The organism is Pseudomonas sp. P7759 (assembly GCF_013386445.1).
GTDB lineage: Bacteria > Pseudomonadota > Gammaproteobacteria > Pseudomonadales > Pseudomonadaceae > Aquipseudomonas > Aquipseudomonas azotoformans_A.
In genome coordinates, this window is record NZ_JACART010000058.1 from 68,640 (window position 1) to 82,734 (window position 14,095).

Genomic DNA, 14,095 nt, shown 5'->3' on the forward strand with positions numbered 1-14,095 from the left:
CCACTAGTTTCAGCGGTGTGAATCGACCCTGATTTCGTAGGCGTCTTCGATCATCTGTAAAGCCCAAGAAGCAGCCTTGAATGAAAGCCGCTTTCTGGCCGTTTGCTGCCCTCAATCAAGGGCAGCTATGGGTCGATTAGCGACGGTCTGATCTCGACCGTCGCTATACATCTCAAACCTCAGTCTGTTACGCCATCTCCAGAGCGCCATCGACCTCAATACCCAGATATCGAACGGTGCTCTCCAGCTTCGTATGGCCGAGCAGCAGTTGAACCGCCCGCAGGTTCTTTGTCCTGCGATAGATCAGTGACGCCTTCGTACGTCTCATCGTATGAGTACCATACAAGGCTGGATCAAGCCCAACGGCCTCCACCCAGCCTTTGACTATGCGAGCGTACTGCCGAGTGGATAGATGGTCTGAGTTATGCAGTCGGCTCGGGAAAAGGCAGTCCTCGCTGCGTAGCTGGGCCTGACGTATCCAGGCCGCGAGAGCGGACCGTGTTTGTTCAGTAATCTCGAATTGCAAAGGCCGCTGCATTTTCTGCTGCATAACCATGGCTCGTGATGATACGTGCTCGCCATGGGCGACGTCGCGCACGCGGAGCTTGGTTAAGTCGCAAGCCCGAAGCTTGCTATCGATAGCCAGATCGAAGAGAGCCAGATCTCGAGTGCTTTCTGCAATTTGAAGCCTTACTCGGATAGCCCAGATATCTCTCAGTTGTAGCGGGGGTTTCTGTCCAACCAATTTTCCTTTGTTCCAAGGCTGACGGCTGCGGGTAGCGATAATGCTCATGACATGTCCTCCACATGTGGAAGGACAAGAATGGCTAACCAGAGCAACGGTCGCTGACCGGCCAAAAGCAGACTGTCCTCCAGCGGGGGGTAGTCCAAAAGCCTGTCGAACACTTTGGCGTACATTTCTACATTACCTAAGTCCAAAGGCTAGCTAGCCTGATCATCCTTTTTCATAGATACAGTAGAGGAGCAGCCGCGTCGCGAACCGGCGAGGCACTTCTGCTTCTGCACGTAAGCTTGAGCAAGACAGGCCGATTGGCTGAGACAAAGCACAACATACATGCACTCCAAGTCGATCTATCACTACATGTTGTATTTGTCCGTTTCGATGCTACCTTCTACTAGGCAGGCAACTCACTAGTAGAGGTGTTCCATGGCAGGCAAAAATCAGCACGTCGTGAAACGTGATGAAGGCTGGGCGGTTCGGGGTGAGGGCAATACTAAAGACACCTCCCACCATCGGACTCAAAAGGAAGCTGCTGACGCGGCTCGTCAGATAGCTCAAAACCAAAAAAGCGAAGTGCTCATCCACGGCCGGGACAACCTAATCCGTGAACGTGACTCCTATGGCAACGACCCCCATCCTCCCAAGGGCTGATTACGACCTCACAGCGCCTCCGGAAGGAGGCGCATCCTGGGCTTCAATAAGGTATTCGGTATGAAGATCGTAACGGTGGTTCACGTGCACCTGAATCGAATCGGCTCTACCCGTGGCGGGTTTGGAAGTCATAAGCGACTGACCACCTATGCAGAAGCATCGGATGCAGAAATCGAAACCCTTCGAGATCTAGTGATTTCGATTGCCGAACAAAATGGTGAGGCGCCTGGGTCTCTGAACGACCTTCGCCATGAACGTCAAAGCGGCCACCCTCCCCAGGTTAAGGTCTTCAACATTCATGCGCCCAGCACTTCATTCAGCGAGCCCTATGCATATTGCGAAGCCTTTCCAGCGCTCAAGGCTGACAACCGAATCTTCAAGCTAGAAGAACTGCCAAGCTGAGACACGAAGGGGTCGAATGGTTCATTGTTGCTTATCCCCCTTCCGCCTGCTGGCCACGCTCAATTCTTTAGGAAAGCTTGCGTCCGACTCGAAACAAAGCGTCTTCCAGCCACTGGTTGAAAACGCCCTGTGACGCTGGAATCAGCAGTTTTCTTTCCTCAATGTTTTTCTCACTGCGGTGCGGCATGGACATCGACGATGCAGGGGTGCTTGGCGGCTCTGCGTAGACTTGGTGAGAAATTCCGTAGATCCCCAACTGGAACCAGCCTCCCTTACCTCTGCTAATCAAACTAAAAGCTTCTTCCGCAAAGCGTTTTAGCCGGCTGGGCGAGATGTAATAGGAGGCAAAATATTCGCCGCCCTTTCCTGGGGCTGCCAGAGGAATAGAGAGCCAGCTCATCCCATTATCGTGATGCCGCCAAGAGGCCTCCTCCGCATCTAGGCCGGTGATGTCTCCCTCGTTAAATGACTTGTAACCACCCTTGATAGAAACCAAGCCCGCCTGAGAAAGCTTGAGGAAGAATTCATCATGCTGGGTGTGCATGGAACGCAACGTACCCGAGAGAATGGGCTGCGGCAGAAACACGAGCTCTAGGCGATCTTCACGAGGCCGGCTATTCCAATTTCGGCTGTTGCTACGATTCTGCAGGTGCTGAACGAACTCCTGTTCGGAAATGGCACTGCGACTGGCTGCAAGTTGGCTTAGCCCCTGGATGATTTTGTCTGAGAGATCGCGATCACCTGTGAAGGTGGAACGGAAAAGGCCGTCGACGTAATCGGAAACCTCCCAGTGAAAGCGCTTTTGATCATCCTCGACTGGAATCTCTTCCAGAAAAGCCAGGATGGGTTTATTGGCAGCTTTGGCGCGATGGAACTCCTGCTGAGTGACGGACTCACCTGTGTTGGTTTTGAAGCCGAAGTCCGCGCCAAGAATCAGCACCACTACGTCGGCCTGGTCAACCTCAGTCATACATGCGACTTCAGAGGAATAGGGCCTTGCACCAAAATCCTCACACATCACTGGGGTGTGCCCCAACAGAGAAACTGCTTTTTTGGCGGCTGCACGATAGTGCTCAAAATTACGTACTACAGAGCTGATAAACACGTTCATAGCAGTCCCCGTCATAAATAGGTCACATCCGTTTCGCCTCATCATAGCGGCCGCTTTACTCGAAGTGACAGCTGCTGAAAAAAAACTAGTCGCTGAATAGTCCCTGATTTCGTAGAGACTGACTGCTTTTGGCCGATAGTTGCCTCTGGCAACCAACCGCATCCGAACAGCAGTGCAAATCTTTCCGTCGGTATGCCCCTTGCTCAACGAGAAACGGCCAACCAAGCCCCCCAACAGCAACATCAGCTTTGCGCCACAACTCGCTCCGCTTGCAGGATTTCAGACTTGGGTAACGCCATTCGAAGGCTTTCACGATACTGCTCCGCCGGCGCTTCGTGGGCAACCTCGACAGCAGCATCATAGTTTTCTCGAATAACCGACTCGATTTCGGCAATGTCCGCACGGAAGAACTCTTTGCGTCCGTTCACCTTATTAAGGCGACCTGCCGCAAAGCGTTCGTGCAGTTTCGCTTCCAAGGCTGGCGCGTTGTTCGAGAAGACCATCGCGTGGACGTCAAACCAAAACGGCACCGAGGCATCACCCAGTTCGTCGACGCGGTCCATGGGTTCCAGGCGGCGTGTCATACCGATTTTGAATACCCCTTCGCCAAACGCACCCACGTTGGAGATCACGTATACATAGCCGGCTTTGGCATTTTGTTCGCGATAGTCGATCAGCTTTTCTGCGCTTTCCAACTCGGCACAGCTGGCTTCAACCTCCGCCAGTTTGGTTAAAAGGGTCGCCCGCTCCTCCTCTGATTCGGTTTTGTCCAAGCGCGCCTGCAGGTCACGCATGGCTGCGGTGAAGTGCTTGCGCTCCTTGGCGATCTTCTCCCGCGCTGCACGAATTTCCTGCTCAAGCTTCTGCTGTTCTCGCAGTTCTTCTCGGGCGCGCTTGGCCTCTTCCTTCTCCTCCTGCTTCTTGATCTGAAACTCGTGGGCAAGGTGCAACTCATCAAGTTTGAGGTTCAGGTACCGGCGCGATATTTCCACACTCATGATTTTGCCGAGGCGGTTGCAGGCTTCAAAGGATTTAAGAATTCGTTTCTCGCCCAATTCGACGTTGTCGAACTTTACGTTGTCGACGCAGCTATCCGCTTCGTTATTGAAAGAGCGAATCACCAACTTGATCATGTCGTTGACCAGCTTGCGCCCTTGCGCCTGACTGTCGTTAACCGTCCAGTCCATGTTCCCAGTCGCGGCCTCTGCGCTTTTGATCATTGCCTTCTGGCGGTCGCGAACACTGTCCAGTCGAGATTTGTATTCTTGGCTGGAGGTCAGCTTGAACTTGGGCTGATAAAGCGCAAAACTTTCCAGAAGCAACACTTCTTCCCAGACGAGAATCTCACCCTTCAATTCAGCGGAACGTTGCGCGAGCGCCGCCACTTCCCGCTCAGCACTGTGGGTTTGCTGGCGGACAGCTGCAAGCTTCCCTTTCTCTTGCTCAATCAGCCCTCGAACTTCCGCGACTTCCATGGCGCCGACCACCTTTGAGAGCGTTTCCAGCTCCGCGTAGCGCACTTGAAAGTCTACAAGCTGGCGTGCCAGATCATCCGCCCGCTGCCGATGCGCCGGGCCATTCCAATAGTCACTTAGAGGCATAGATTCCTTCCATATTCCCGAGTTGAGGGTTGCTCAGTGATCACCAACTTGGGTGCCTTTATAGCGTAATCCGGCGCAATAGGGATGGTTGATTGTGCCGGTGCTGCAACCGCGAGGTTGAGCACAACGCCTGTCGAGGGTTACCTGGGTATCACCAGGCAAGGGGTCGTGCGAGCCGGCACGGCGGTATGGGATTTAGGTGGACCTGACCCCCTCCAATATCAGGGTATGTCACTCTCAGTCTCGCACGTGGCCGCATCTGACACTGCGGGATGCAACGGGGCGCTCTGTTGCCAACGCCCAAGCAGTGCTTGAGCATCAGCTAACGCATGGTGTTGCACCTCATCCGACGTCATCACTGGGCAGCTCAGGCCCCATGGGCGCGCAATAACATTGACGGGCCACCGCCGCCCTGCCACTGCCAATCGGCAGAAGAACGGCCAATCCCATTCGGGTGCATCGGTACAGATGACCAACGGCTGCGCAAAACTCTTTAGAAACCGCGCCACTTCACTCTGCGCCTCCTCCCATTCGAGCCCCCATTGCTCAGGCTTCAACTGAGGCAGTACACGTTCCTGCACAAACGTACTGCACTGGCGCACCTCATAGTTGCCGGGCAATTCGACATAGAGCACTTCGCCGGTCACGGCGACTAATGCGAGGGAAATCAGCCGAGCCTGCGCACTCAGGTCAGTGAACTCACAATCGAGCACCACCTTCAGGCTGCCCTTCTCGGGGAATGGAACACAGTAGGCGGCCCAGTCATCCAGTATTTGCCGGCGATGCTCGAACATATCCGTACGCAGATAGGCTCGCTCAACCTTGGTGCCAACCTTTTGAGACAGCGCCATTTCAGCCACTTCGTGGGCATGGCCCGTCAATTCAGCCACCCAATCCCGGAAGCATGACCGAAAACCGTGCACCGTGATGTCCTGGCGATTCATGCGCCGAAGCAACATCAGCATCGACATATTGGAAATGGGACGGCCTGCACGGTCGCCAGGAAATACCCAGGTACCGCTTAACCCCCTTTGCGTGTCGACGGGATGTTCGCCAGGCTCAGGCGCATATGCGCCAATACCTCAACCATGGCCAGCGCAGGATGTTCAGCCGCATAGATCACCGAACGTGGCAAGATGTGCCAACTGCCATCGGCATGATGCCACCCAACCCACACAAACCTGGGAAGGCTGAAATGCGCCACAGCTGCATCAGAAGATGCAATGGGCGGTGCGGCGGATACGGGACTCAATCAGGCGGGCACCCGGGTCCATCACCGACAGGTGTAACGGCGAGATCGCCGGCTGGCCAGACAGGTAGTCGGCCGGGGTATTCGGCCACAACAACGCCGCGCGCTCATCGCCGCCAAACAGTTCAACTGCCTCGGCATACACACGTGTCAGACGCACCACCCGCTCGGATTCGGCCTCGCTGAACCGTGCATTGCTGCTCAGGCGGCGTCGGATGGTGCTCTCGGGCGCCCCCAAGCACGGCGACAGCCCGCAGGTTTGGCGCTGACAGACTCGTCGAAGTGCCAGCCCTACCGCACAGGCCTATACCGTAGCGGCGCTGCAGGTCTGTCACTTTCGCTCACACCCCCTCCGCCATACAGGCCCACACGTGCCCTGCAAATCCCGTCACAAACTGGGGTACAGACGGGGGTAAAAATCCAAACCGCAGGCAAAAAAAATCCCGCAACGCCTCTGGCGCGCGGGATTTCTTTATCTGTTTGGCGGGAAACCAGGGATTCGAACCCTGGAGACGCTATTAACGTCCGCCGGTTTTCAAGACCGGTGCATTCAACCACTCTGCCAATTTCCCTTGTGCATCACAGGATTATAGTAGCCCATCCCGTCTCAGCGGGCGCCATAATACCCGAATGAAACACACTGTCAAACTCTTGCCATAGCTTGTTACAGAGCGTCTGTTATGATCTTTGCGACTGAACGTTTCAAAACCGAAGGAGTGTCGCCATGCGCGAACAGAATTACGCAGTGAATGGTAACGCGCAGGCTGAGCAGCTTGAAGTCAGCCGCGTGTTGCGCAACACCTATGGCTTGCTCGCCCTTACCCTCGCATTCAGCGGCGTGATGGCGTTCGTGGCCCAGCAGATGCGCGTCGGCTATCCGAATATCTTTGTCGTGCTGATCGGCTTCTATGGCCTGTTCTTCCTGACCAACAAGCTGCGTGATTCGGCCTGGGGCCTGGTATCGGCATTTGCCTTGACCGGTTTCATGGGCTTTATCCTCGGCCCGATCCTCAACCGTTACCTCGGCATGGCCGGCGGCGCGGAAGTGGTCAGCTCGGCGTTTGCCATGACCGCACTGGTGTTTGGTGGTCTGTCGGCCTACGTGCTGATCACCCGCAAGGACATGAGCTTCCTGGGTGGCTTCATCACCGCTGGTTTCTTCGTGTTGCTGGCGGCCGTGGTGGCGAGCATGTTCTTCCAGATCAGCGGCCTGCAACTGGCGATCAGCGCAGGTTTCGTGCTGTTTTCCTCGGTGTGTATCCTGTTCCAGACCAGTGCGATCATCCACGGTGGTGAGCGTAACTACATCATGGCGACCGTCAGCCTGTATGTGTCGATCTACAACCTGTTTATCAGCCTGTTGCAGATCTTCGGCATCATGAGCCGCGACGACTGATTGCCAGCGCAATAAAAAATGCCCCGCATCGAAAGATGCGGGGCATTTTTGTTTCAAGGGACTTAATACTGGTTGGGCTCCATTTCCAGATCGACCTTGAAACGTTCTGCTATGTCGCGCTGGATACGCTGGGCCAGGTTCGCAATATCGTGCCCCGTGGCGTCGCCGTAGTTGACCAGCACCAGCGCCTGCAACGTGTGCACGCCGGCATCGCCGTCACGGAAGCCCTTCCAGCCGGCCTTGTCGATCAGCCAGCCGGCCGCGAGCTTCATCTGTCCATCGGCCTGCGGGTACGCCACCAGGTCCGGATACAGCGCCTGCAGCTCAGCCGCCAGCACTTGGGACACCAGCGGGTTCTTGAAGAAGCTGCCCGCATTGCCCAGCTCTGCCGGGTCCGGAAGTTTTTCCCGGCGGATGCTGCAGATCGCGCGGCTGACATCGCTCGGTGTCGCTTCGGTGATCCCCTGCCCCGCCAGGCGCTGCTGCACCGGGCCGTAGTCGAGTTTGAGATGGCTGGTGCGGCTCAGGGCAAAGCGCACCCGCAGGATCAGCCAGCGCGCAGTCTCATGCTTGAACAGGCTGTCGCGGTAGGCAAAGTTGCACTCTTCCAGGCTGAAGTCGCGCAGTTCGCCTGTGTGGCGATCCAGGGCGGTCAGGCCAGCGAATACATCCTTGATCTCGACACCGTAGGCGCCGATGTTCTGCATGGGCGCTGCGCCAACGGTGCCGGGGATGAGGCTGAGGTTTTCCAGGCCGCAGAAACCTTGCTCCAGGGTCCACAGCACGAACGGATGCCAGGCCTCGCCGGCTTCGGCCTCGACCACCACCTGCGTGCCGTCGTCGTGCAACACACGAATGCCCTGGCTGGCCATGCGCAGCACCAGCGCCGGAATGTCCTGGGTCAACAGCAGGTTGCTACCGCCACCGATCACCAGCAGCGGCACCACGTGGGTGGCTGAATAGGCCAAGGCCTCACGGACATCATCGTCACTGTGGGCCTCGGCGAACAGCTGGGCGCGCACGTCAATGCCAAAGCTGTTGAATGGCTTGAGCGACACCTGCGCAAGCACCTGCAAGGTCATAACCGCCCCTTCAATTCGATCACCAATAAATCACAGGCGCGCTCGATCAGGTCCAGGACCCGTTCAAAGCCTTGTTCGCCTTCGTAATACGGGTCCGGCACTTCGTCCACTTCGGCGTCGTAACGGCGCAGGAACAGGTCCAGCTCCGCCTTGCCCTGGCCGGGTTGCAGGGCCTTGAGGTTGCGCAGGTTGCTGTGATCCATGGCCAGGATCAGGTCATAACGCGCAAAGTCGGCGCGAGAAACCTGCTGGGCACGCTGGGCCGACAGATCGTAGCCGCGCACCAACGCCGCGCGCTGGCTGCGCTGGTCCGGCGGGTTGCCGACATGCCATTCGCCCGTGCCAGCGGACGCGACCTCGACTTGCCCCGCCAGCCCCGCTTCGCGCAATTTATGGCGCAGCACGCCTTCTGCAGTGGGCGAACGGCAGATGTTGCCCAGGCAGACAAACAGAACCTCCATCAGGCCCCCAGCAGGCGACGGACGCGCTCAAGGTCTTCCGGGGTGTCGACACCGGCGGGCGGCGCTTCCAGCGCATCGCCCACGTGGATGCGCACGCCGTGCCACAGGGCGCGCAGTTGCTCCAGGGACTCGGTGTTTTCCAGCCAGCACGGGCCCCAACTGACGAAGTCATGCAGGAAACCGGCGCGGTAGGCGTAAATGCCGATATGGCGACGGTAAGGCACGCCTTCCGGCAACACGTCAGGCTGCTTGGCGAAGGCGTCGCGCGCCCAAGGCAAGGTCGAGCGACTGAACGTCAGCGCCAGGCCATTGCTGTCACTGACAACCTTCACCACGTTCGGGTTGAACAGGGTTTCGATATCTTCGATTGGCTCGGCCAGGGTGGCCATGCGTGCTTCGCCATGGGCGGCCAGGTTGGCGGCCACCTGATCGATCACGCTCGGTGGGATCAAGGGTTCGTCGCCCTGCACGTTGACCACGATGGCGTCAGGCGCCAGGCCAAGCTGGGTGGCCACTTCGGCCAGGCGGTCGGTGCCGGAGTTATGGTCTTCACGGGTCAGCACCGCTTCGGCGCCAAACCCCTTGCAGGCTTCGATGATGCGCGGGTCGTCGGTGGCCACCACCACGCGCTCGGCGCTGCTTTTGCAGGCCTGCTCCCACACCAACTGGATCATCGGCTTGCTGCCGATCAGTTGCAGCGGCTTGCCCGGCAGGCGGGTCGAGGCGTAGCGGGAAGGAATGACAACGGTAAAGGCGGTGGTCATTTATCCAGGCGCTCATCGGTGGTCAGGGTGCGGGCTTCGCTTTCCAGCATCACCGGGATGCCATCACGGATCGGATAAGCCAGACCGGCGCCTTTGCTGATCAGCTCGGTTTTGTCGGCGCTGAGCTTGAGCGGGCCTTTGCAGATCGGGCAAGCGAGGATGTCGAGCAATTTGGTGTCCATGAATGTTTCCTGGAAAGCAGCGGTTTAAGGCAAAAGACGGGCAGGCAGCAGACGCATCAGCTGCGTGTCGAACCAGGCGACGAACGCCGGCGACGGCAGCGCATCCACCGCAAGGTACCACCAGTCGGGCTGGGCAAAGGCGCGGCACTTCACCGCGTCCTTCTCGGTCATGACCAGTGGCAATGACGGCGTAAAATTCAGGACCTCGGCGCTGTAAGTCGCGTGGTCGGCAAAGCCATGGGGTATCGGCTGCCAGTGTAGCGTTTCAAGGGTAGTGAAGAAACGTTGCGGGTTGCCAATGCCGGCAACCGCATGCACCTGCTGGCCGGCTGGAAAATGATCCACCGGCTGCCGTTCGCCGGTCAGCAGGTTGACCAGCGCGGTGGGTTGCAGGCGAAAGGCAAAACCATCGTCTCGATCACTGGAAGCGCCGTTGTACAGCAAGGCGTCGACACTCTGGAGGCGCTCCACCGGCTCACGCAACGGCCCGGCCGGCAGACAACGGCGGTTGCCCAGGCCACGGGCGGCGTCGATCAGCACCAGTTCAAGGTCACGGGCCAGACGGTAGTGCTGCAGGCCGTCGTCGGAGAGGATCAGGTCGAGGGTTTCGCTGGCCAGCAGCGCCTTGACCGCACGGCTGCGGTCGGGGTCGATCATCAACGGCACGCCGCTGCGCTGCACGATCAACAGCGGTTCATCACCCGTCACGTCGGCGCTGTGGCTGGCTTCGACCCGCCAGGGCAACTGCGGCGGTTTGGCGCCATAACCCCGACTGACCACACCCACGCGCAGGCCGCTGCGTCGACAGTGTTCGATCAGCCACAGGATCAACGGCGTCTTGCCGGTGCCACCCACGGTGATATTACCGACCACCACCACCGGCACCGGCGATTGATAAATCTCGCCCTCACCGGCCAGGAAGCGTGCACGCTTGCCCTGCACCACCCGGCGATACAAGGACTCCAGCGGCCGCAACAGCGCAAGTGCCGGATGGCCCTCGTACCAGGCCTTGAGCAAACGATCGGACAGGGCCATCAGGGTTGGCCCGCCGCCTCGACGGTGGTCATGCGCAAATGGCTGAAACCGAGCTTGCCGGCAGCGTCCATCGCAGTGATCACAGCCTGGTGCTGGGTCTTGCCATCGGCACTGATCGACAGCGGTAGCTTAGTGTCGCCGCCGGACTCTTTCTGCAAGGCATCCATCAGGCTGGCCAGGTCGTTTTTCTCAAGTAACTGGTTATTCAGGGAAAACACCCCGTCAGCGCTGATGGCGATGTCCAATTGCTTGACTTGCTGGTCTTCGGCCGGCGAACCGCTCACGGCTTCCGGCAGGTCGACGCGCAGCTCGGTCTGCCGGGTGAAGGTGGTGGTGACGACAAAAAACAGCAGCAGGATAAACACCACGTCGATCAGCGACGCAAGGTTGATATCGACGTTTTCCCGTTGCTTGCGGCGAAATTTCACGCTTTGCCCCCAACCAGGTCCACGTCACGGTCGCCCTGCACCACTTCCACCAGCTTGATGGCTTCCTGCTCCATGCCGACCACCAGTTCATCGATGCGGCGTTGCAGGAAACGGTGGAAGAACACTGAAGGGATACCGACCATCAGGCCTGCGGCCGTGGTGATCAGCGCCTTGGAAATACCACCGGCCAGTACGGCTGCGTTGGTGGTCATGCCGGAACCCATGAACGAGCTGAAGATATCGATCATGCCCAGCACCGTACCGAGCAAGCCGAGCAACGGCGCCATGGCGGCGATGGTGCCGAGGGCGTTGATGTAGCGCTCCAGTTCATGGATGACGCGGGCGGCGGCTTCCTCGATGCACTCTTTCATGATCTCGCGACCATGTTTGGAGTTGGCCAGGCCAGCGGCGAGGATTTCACCCAACGGGGAATTGGCGCGCAGCTCCTTGAGCTTTTCCTTGTCGAGCTGCTTGTTCTTGATCCAGGCCCAGACCTGCCCCAGTAAATGCTCGGGGGTCACGCGGCTGGCGCGCAGGGTCCACAGGCGTTCGGCGACGATGCCGAGTGCGGCGATAGAGCTCATGATGATCGGCAACATCATCCAGCCGCCGGATTTGACCAATTCCCACACAGTGAATGTCCCCTCGAAAAAGTGCGCCACTTTACCATATAGGTGCGTTGACCACAGACCCCATCGGCCGCGCCTAAGGTAACCGCTCGCGCCAGAACCGGCGTTGACTGCGTGCAACAACCGGCGGCGTAAAAGCCCCCAACTGCAGACGCACGGCACCCTGCTCAGCACTGTCATAGACCTGGCTGCCCAATCGCCGGTAGCGTTCCATCACCTGTGGATGGGGATGGCCGAACGCGTTGTGGCGCCCTCGCGAGATCAGCACGGATCGCGGAGCAAGCCGTTCCACAAAGGGCCAGGACGATGAGCTGCGACTGCCATGGTGCGGCGCTTGCAGCCAATCGGTGCGCACCGCCAGGGGTGATGCGAGCATGGACTGCTCGGCGGCGCGGTCAATATCACCGGTCAGCAGCAGGCGCTCGCCATTGGCCTGCACCTGCAAGACGCAGGACTTCGCGTTGCCACTAATGGCGTCCGGCCACTGCCAGAGTTCGAAGGTCACGCCGTCCCAGGTCCATCGCTCGCCGCTGACGCACGGCTGAGTGCCGAGCGATGGGGGTAGACCTTCAGTTTCCCCGCCCACCACGCGCTTGATCGGCATGCCCTTGGCAACGGCTGCCGAACCACCGGCATGATCGGCATCGGCGTGGCTGAGCAACAGCATATCCAGCTCCCCTACCCCGAGTTTTCGCAGCGACGGCAGGACAACGCGTGCGCCCAGGTCAAAGCTTCCGGAGCGCGGGCCGGCGTCGTAGAGCAAGGTGTGATGACGGGTGCGCAGAATCAGCGATTGGCCCTGGCCGACGTCCAGTTGCACGACCTCTACTTGTCCATGAGGGACCAATTCTCGCGGGGGAAACACCGCCAACAGTAGCATCGGCAATCCGAGCAGACGAAATGGAACACCCTTTGGCAGCAGGAGCAGCACGGCCCCCAGCAGACTCACCAGCCAATAGCCCAACGGCACTTCGGCCGAAATCCAGGCCGGCATTTGCCCGGCGAGCCACGCCAAGCCCTTGAACAGGACATCCAGTGCCCCACCCGCTAGCCACAGCAATCCTTCACCCACGAACGGCAGCCCCACCAATGCGGTGCCCAACAAAGCCAGCGGCAACACCACCAAGCTGATCCACGGCACTGCCACCAGGTTAGCGAACGGTGCACTCAGGCTGATGGGCAACCCCAACACCAACAAGACCGGAAACAACCCGATGGCAATCAACCACTGCGGCCGAGTCCACGCTTGCCACAGATTCCAAGGCCCCAGACGGCCACCAAACGCCAGGATCAGCACCGCCACCGCCGCAAAGGACAGCCAGAACCCCGGCTGCAAACTGGCCAACGGTTCCAACACCAACACCCCACTGAGCGCCAGCAACAAAGGCCACCACAGCCCTAGATGACGAAAGCGCAATCGCCACAACAACACCAACCCGACCATCACACAGGCGCGCTGCACCGGCACGCCAAACCCGGCCAGCAAGCCGTAACCCAGCGCCGTGGTGAACGCCAACCCACAGGCCCATGGCAACCACGGCCAGCTTCGGGGCCAGCATCCATAGCGTGCCAGGCCGGCGATCAAGCCGTAGATCAACCCCGCCAATAGGCCAATATGCTGGCCGGAGATGACCAGCAAATGCACAGTCCCGGTGTCCTGAAGCACCTGCCAATCAGCAGCGGTCAATCCAGAGCCATCGCCCAGTACCAAGGCAATCAATCCAGCCTCCCGGCCTTGGGTATCCACCGCCAGCAGACGCTGACGCACACTGTCGCGCCAGGCGTTGGCAGCCGGTGCCAGGCGCTCTCCGTCCTTTACCGTGCCCGTGGCGCCTATGCGCTGGGCCAGCAGCCAAGCCTCCTGATCAAACCCATGGAAGTTCAGCAACCCGGCCGGCCGCTTCAGGGTGACTGCCAGGCGCCAGCGTTCACCGCTGCGCACAGTCGGTCCACCACGCCAGGACACCCGGATACGCGTGGGCAACCGGGCAGTACGCGACCGACTGTCGGTCAGCACGAAGCGCACGCCATCGCCCGTTTGCTGAGGCAAACCGGTAACCCGCCCTTCCACCCAGCGCGTCTGGCCATCCAACACCGGCCTGAGGCGGTCATCCAGCGCCCACTGCGCACTCATGCACGCCCAACTCAGCCCGAACAGGAAAAACGCCAAGGGATACGTGCGAAACGGCAACAACATCAAGGCCAGCACCATCAAGGCGATCAGCCAACCGGTCGTCGGCAATACCGGTAAAAAGCGCAAGGCCAGCAACCCCAGCGCGAACGCGCACATCCCTGTCCTCATGGATCATCCTTTTCCAGTGATCCACTCAGTCTTAGCCAGATGCCCAGCACGGCCTATGAT

The 14,095-nt window shown here is 59.0% G+C and carries 17 protein-coding genes and 1 tRNA gene; 3 read left to right on the forward strand and 15 right to left on the reverse strand.

Going from position 1 to position 14,095, the window contains the following annotated elements; translation table 11 throughout:
- Positions 1-187: 187 nt before the first annotated feature.
- Complete coding sequence (locus tag HX823_RS28890; RefSeq protein WP_177078007.1) at positions 188-793, reverse strand: tyrosine-type recombinase/integrase; 606 nt, start codon at positions 791-793, stop codon at positions 188-190.
- A 375-nt stretch (positions 794-1,168) separates the two neighbouring features.
- Here HX823_RS28890 and HX823_RS28895 point away from each other — a divergent pair, with 375 nt between their 5' ends.
- Together HX823_RS28895 and HX823_RS28900 are read left to right on the forward strand one after the other, a co-directional pair.
- A complete protein-coding gene (locus HX823_RS28895; protein WP_017136943.1) occupies positions 1,169-1,393 on the forward strand; it encodes a DUF2188 domain-containing protein in 225 nt (74 codons plus the stop codon).
- 60 nt (positions 1,394-1,453) lie between these two features.
- Positions 1,454-1,795 carry a hypothetical protein gene (locus HX823_RS28900; protein ID WP_003364707.1) on the forward strand — a complete coding sequence of 114 codons (342 nt, stop codon included), beginning with the start codon at positions 1,454-1,456 and terminating at the stop codon, positions 1,793-1,795.
- A gap of 67 nt (positions 1,796-1,862) precedes the next feature.
- Here HX823_RS28900 and HX823_RS28905 read toward each other — a convergent pair whose 3' ends face one another.
- The 6 genes from HX823_RS28905 to HX823_RS28925 all read right to left on the reverse strand — a co-directional run bounded on the left by HX823_RS28905 (position 1,863) and on the right by HX823_RS28925 (position 6,328).
- The gene (locus HX823_RS28905) at positions 1,863-2,906 is read right to left on the reverse strand and encodes a DUF4062 domain-containing protein (protein WP_177078009.1); all 1,044 of its coding nucleotides are present in this window, start codon (positions 2,904-2,906) and stop codon (positions 1,863-1,865) included.
- A gap of 242 nt (positions 2,907-3,148) precedes the next feature.
- On the reverse strand, positions 3,149-4,507 hold the full coding sequence (locus HX823_RS28910) for a DUF4041 domain-containing protein (protein ID WP_177078011.1): 1,359 nt from the start codon (positions 4,505-4,507) through the stop codon (positions 3,149-3,151).
- Between the two features lie 221 nt (positions 4,508-4,728).
- The gene (locus tag HX823_RS28915) at positions 4,729-5,478 is read right to left on the reverse strand and encodes a hypothetical protein (RefSeq protein ID WP_177078013.1); all 750 of its coding nucleotides are present in this window, start codon (positions 5,476-5,478) and stop codon (positions 4,729-4,731) included.
- A gap of 50 nt (positions 5,479-5,528) precedes the next feature.
- The gene (locus HX823_RS32410; RefSeq protein WP_371317989.1) at positions 5,529-5,711 is read right to left on the reverse strand and encodes an RES domain-containing protein; all 183 of its coding nucleotides are present in this window, start codon (positions 5,709-5,711) and stop codon (positions 5,529-5,531) included.
- Between the two features lie 7 nt (positions 5,712-5,718).
- Positions 5,719-5,916: an antitoxin Xre/MbcA/ParS toxin-binding domain-containing protein gene (locus HX823_RS28920; protein WP_177078015.1), complete on the reverse strand. Its 198-nt coding sequence runs from the start codon at positions 5,914-5,916 to the stop codon at positions 5,719-5,721.
- A gap of 321 nt (positions 5,917-6,237) precedes the next feature.
- A tRNA-Ser gene (locus HX823_RS28925) sits at positions 6,238-6,328 on the reverse strand.
- A 152-nt stretch (positions 6,329-6,480) separates the two neighbouring features.
- Between HX823_RS28925 and HX823_RS28930 the strand changes: the two genes are divergently transcribed.
- Entirely contained in the window at positions 6,481-7,152 is a 672-nt protein-coding gene (locus HX823_RS28930) for a Bax inhibitor-1/YccA family protein (RefSeq protein ID WP_025858161.1), read from the forward strand.
- A gap of 62 nt (positions 7,153-7,214) precedes the next feature.
- Here the strand turns inward: HX823_RS28930 and murB are convergent, their stop codons facing one another.
- The 8 genes from murB to HX823_RS28970 form a co-directional block, all read right to left on the reverse strand.
- Positions 7,215-8,234: a UDP-N-acetylmuramate dehydrogenase gene (gene murB / locus HX823_RS28935; RefSeq protein ID WP_177078017.1), complete on the reverse strand. Its 1,020-nt coding sequence runs from the start codon at positions 8,232-8,234 to the stop codon at positions 7,215-7,217.
- A complete protein-coding gene (locus tag HX823_RS28940) occupies positions 8,231-8,695 on the reverse strand; it encodes a low molecular weight protein-tyrosine-phosphatase (RefSeq protein WP_010209653.1) in 465 nt (154 codons plus the stop codon). Before HX823_RS28940 ends, murB begins: the two co-directional genes overlap by 4 nt.
- Positions 8,695-9,459, reverse strand: coding sequence for a 3-deoxy-manno-octulosonate cytidylyltransferase (gene kdsB / locus HX823_RS28945; protein WP_177078019.1), 765 nt, complete (start codon positions 9,457-9,459; stop codon positions 8,695-8,697). Before kdsB ends, HX823_RS28940 begins: the two co-directional genes overlap by 1 nt.
- A complete protein-coding gene (locus tag HX823_RS28950; RefSeq protein ID WP_003174668.1) occupies positions 9,456-9,641 on the reverse strand; it encodes a Trm112 family protein in 186 nt (61 codons plus the stop codon). Before HX823_RS28950 ends, kdsB begins: the two co-directional genes overlap by 4 nt.
- Positions 9,642-9,665: 24 nt before the next feature.
- Positions 9,666-10,676, reverse strand: a complete 1,011-nt coding sequence (gene lpxK / locus HX823_RS28955) for a tetraacyldisaccharide 4'-kinase (RefSeq protein ID WP_177078021.1) — start codon at positions 10,674-10,676, stop codon at positions 9,666-9,668.
- Entirely contained in the window at positions 10,676-11,104 is a 429-nt protein-coding gene (locus HX823_RS28960; RefSeq protein ID WP_061448891.1) for a biopolymer transporter ExbD, read from the reverse strand. The genes lpxK and HX823_RS28960 overlap by 1 nt, the downstream gene beginning before the upstream one ends.
- The gene (locus HX823_RS28965; protein WP_033896796.1) at positions 11,101-11,736 is read right to left on the reverse strand and encodes a MotA/TolQ/ExbB proton channel family protein; all 636 of its coding nucleotides are present in this window, start codon (positions 11,734-11,736) and stop codon (positions 11,101-11,103) included. Before HX823_RS28965 ends, HX823_RS28960 begins: the two co-directional genes overlap by 4 nt.
- Before the next feature lie 73 nt (positions 11,737-11,809).
- Positions 11,810-14,035, reverse strand: coding sequence for a DNA internalization-related competence protein ComEC/Rec2 (locus HX823_RS28970; protein WP_256350308.1), 2,226 nt, complete (start codon positions 14,033-14,035; stop codon positions 11,810-11,812).
- Positions 14,036-14,095 lie beyond the last annotated feature (60 nt).

Excerpts from the sequence above, each read along its gene's own strand:
- HX823_RS28890 (WP_177078007.1), bottom strand. The coding sequence starts at position 793 with ATGAGCATTATCGCTACCCGCAGCCGTCAGCCTTGGAACAAAGGAAAA.
- HX823_RS28895 (WP_017136943.1), top strand. The coding sequence starts at position 1,169 with ATGGCAGGCAAAAATCAGCACGTCGTGAAACGTGATGAAGGCTGGGCG.
- HX823_RS28900 (WP_003364707.1), top strand. The coding sequence starts at position 1,454 with ATGAAGATCGTAACGGTGGTTCACGTGCACCTGAATCGAATCGGCTCT.
- HX823_RS28905 (WP_177078009.1), bottom strand. The coding sequence starts at position 2,906 with ATGAACGTGTTTATCAGCTCTGTAGTACGTAATTTTGAGCACTATCGT.
- HX823_RS28910 (WP_177078011.1), bottom strand. The coding sequence starts at position 4,507 with ATGCCTCTAAGTGACTATTGGAATGGCCCGGCGCATCGGCAGCGGGCG.
- HX823_RS28915 (WP_177078013.1), bottom strand. The coding sequence starts at position 5,478 with ATGTCGATGCTGATGTTGCTTCGGCGCATGAATCGCCAGGACATCACG.
- HX823_RS28930 (WP_025858161.1), top strand. The coding sequence starts at position 6,481 with ATGCGCGAACAGAATTACGCAGTGAATGGTAACGCGCAGGCTGAGCAG.
- murB (WP_177078017.1), bottom strand. The coding sequence starts at position 8,234 with ATGACCTTGCAGGTGCTTGCGCAGGTGTCGCTCAAGCCATTCAACAGC.
- HX823_RS28940 (WP_010209653.1), bottom strand. The coding sequence starts at position 8,695 with ATGGAGGTTCTGTTTGTCTGCCTGGGCAACATCTGCCGTTCGCCCACT.
- kdsB (WP_177078019.1), bottom strand. The coding sequence starts at position 9,459 with ATGACCACCGCCTTTACCGTTGTCATTCCTTCCCGCTACGCCTCGACC.
- HX823_RS28950 (WP_003174668.1), bottom strand. The coding sequence starts at position 9,641 with ATGGACACCAAATTGCTCGACATCCTCGCTTGCCCGATCTGCAAAGGC.
- lpxK (WP_177078021.1), bottom strand. The coding sequence starts at position 10,676 with ATGGCCCTGTCCGATCGTTTGCTCAAGGCCTGGTACGAGGGCCATCCG.
- HX823_RS28970 (WP_256350308.1), bottom strand. The coding sequence starts at position 14,035 with ATGAGGACAGGGATGTGCGCGTTCGCGCTGGGGTTGCTGGCCTTGCGC.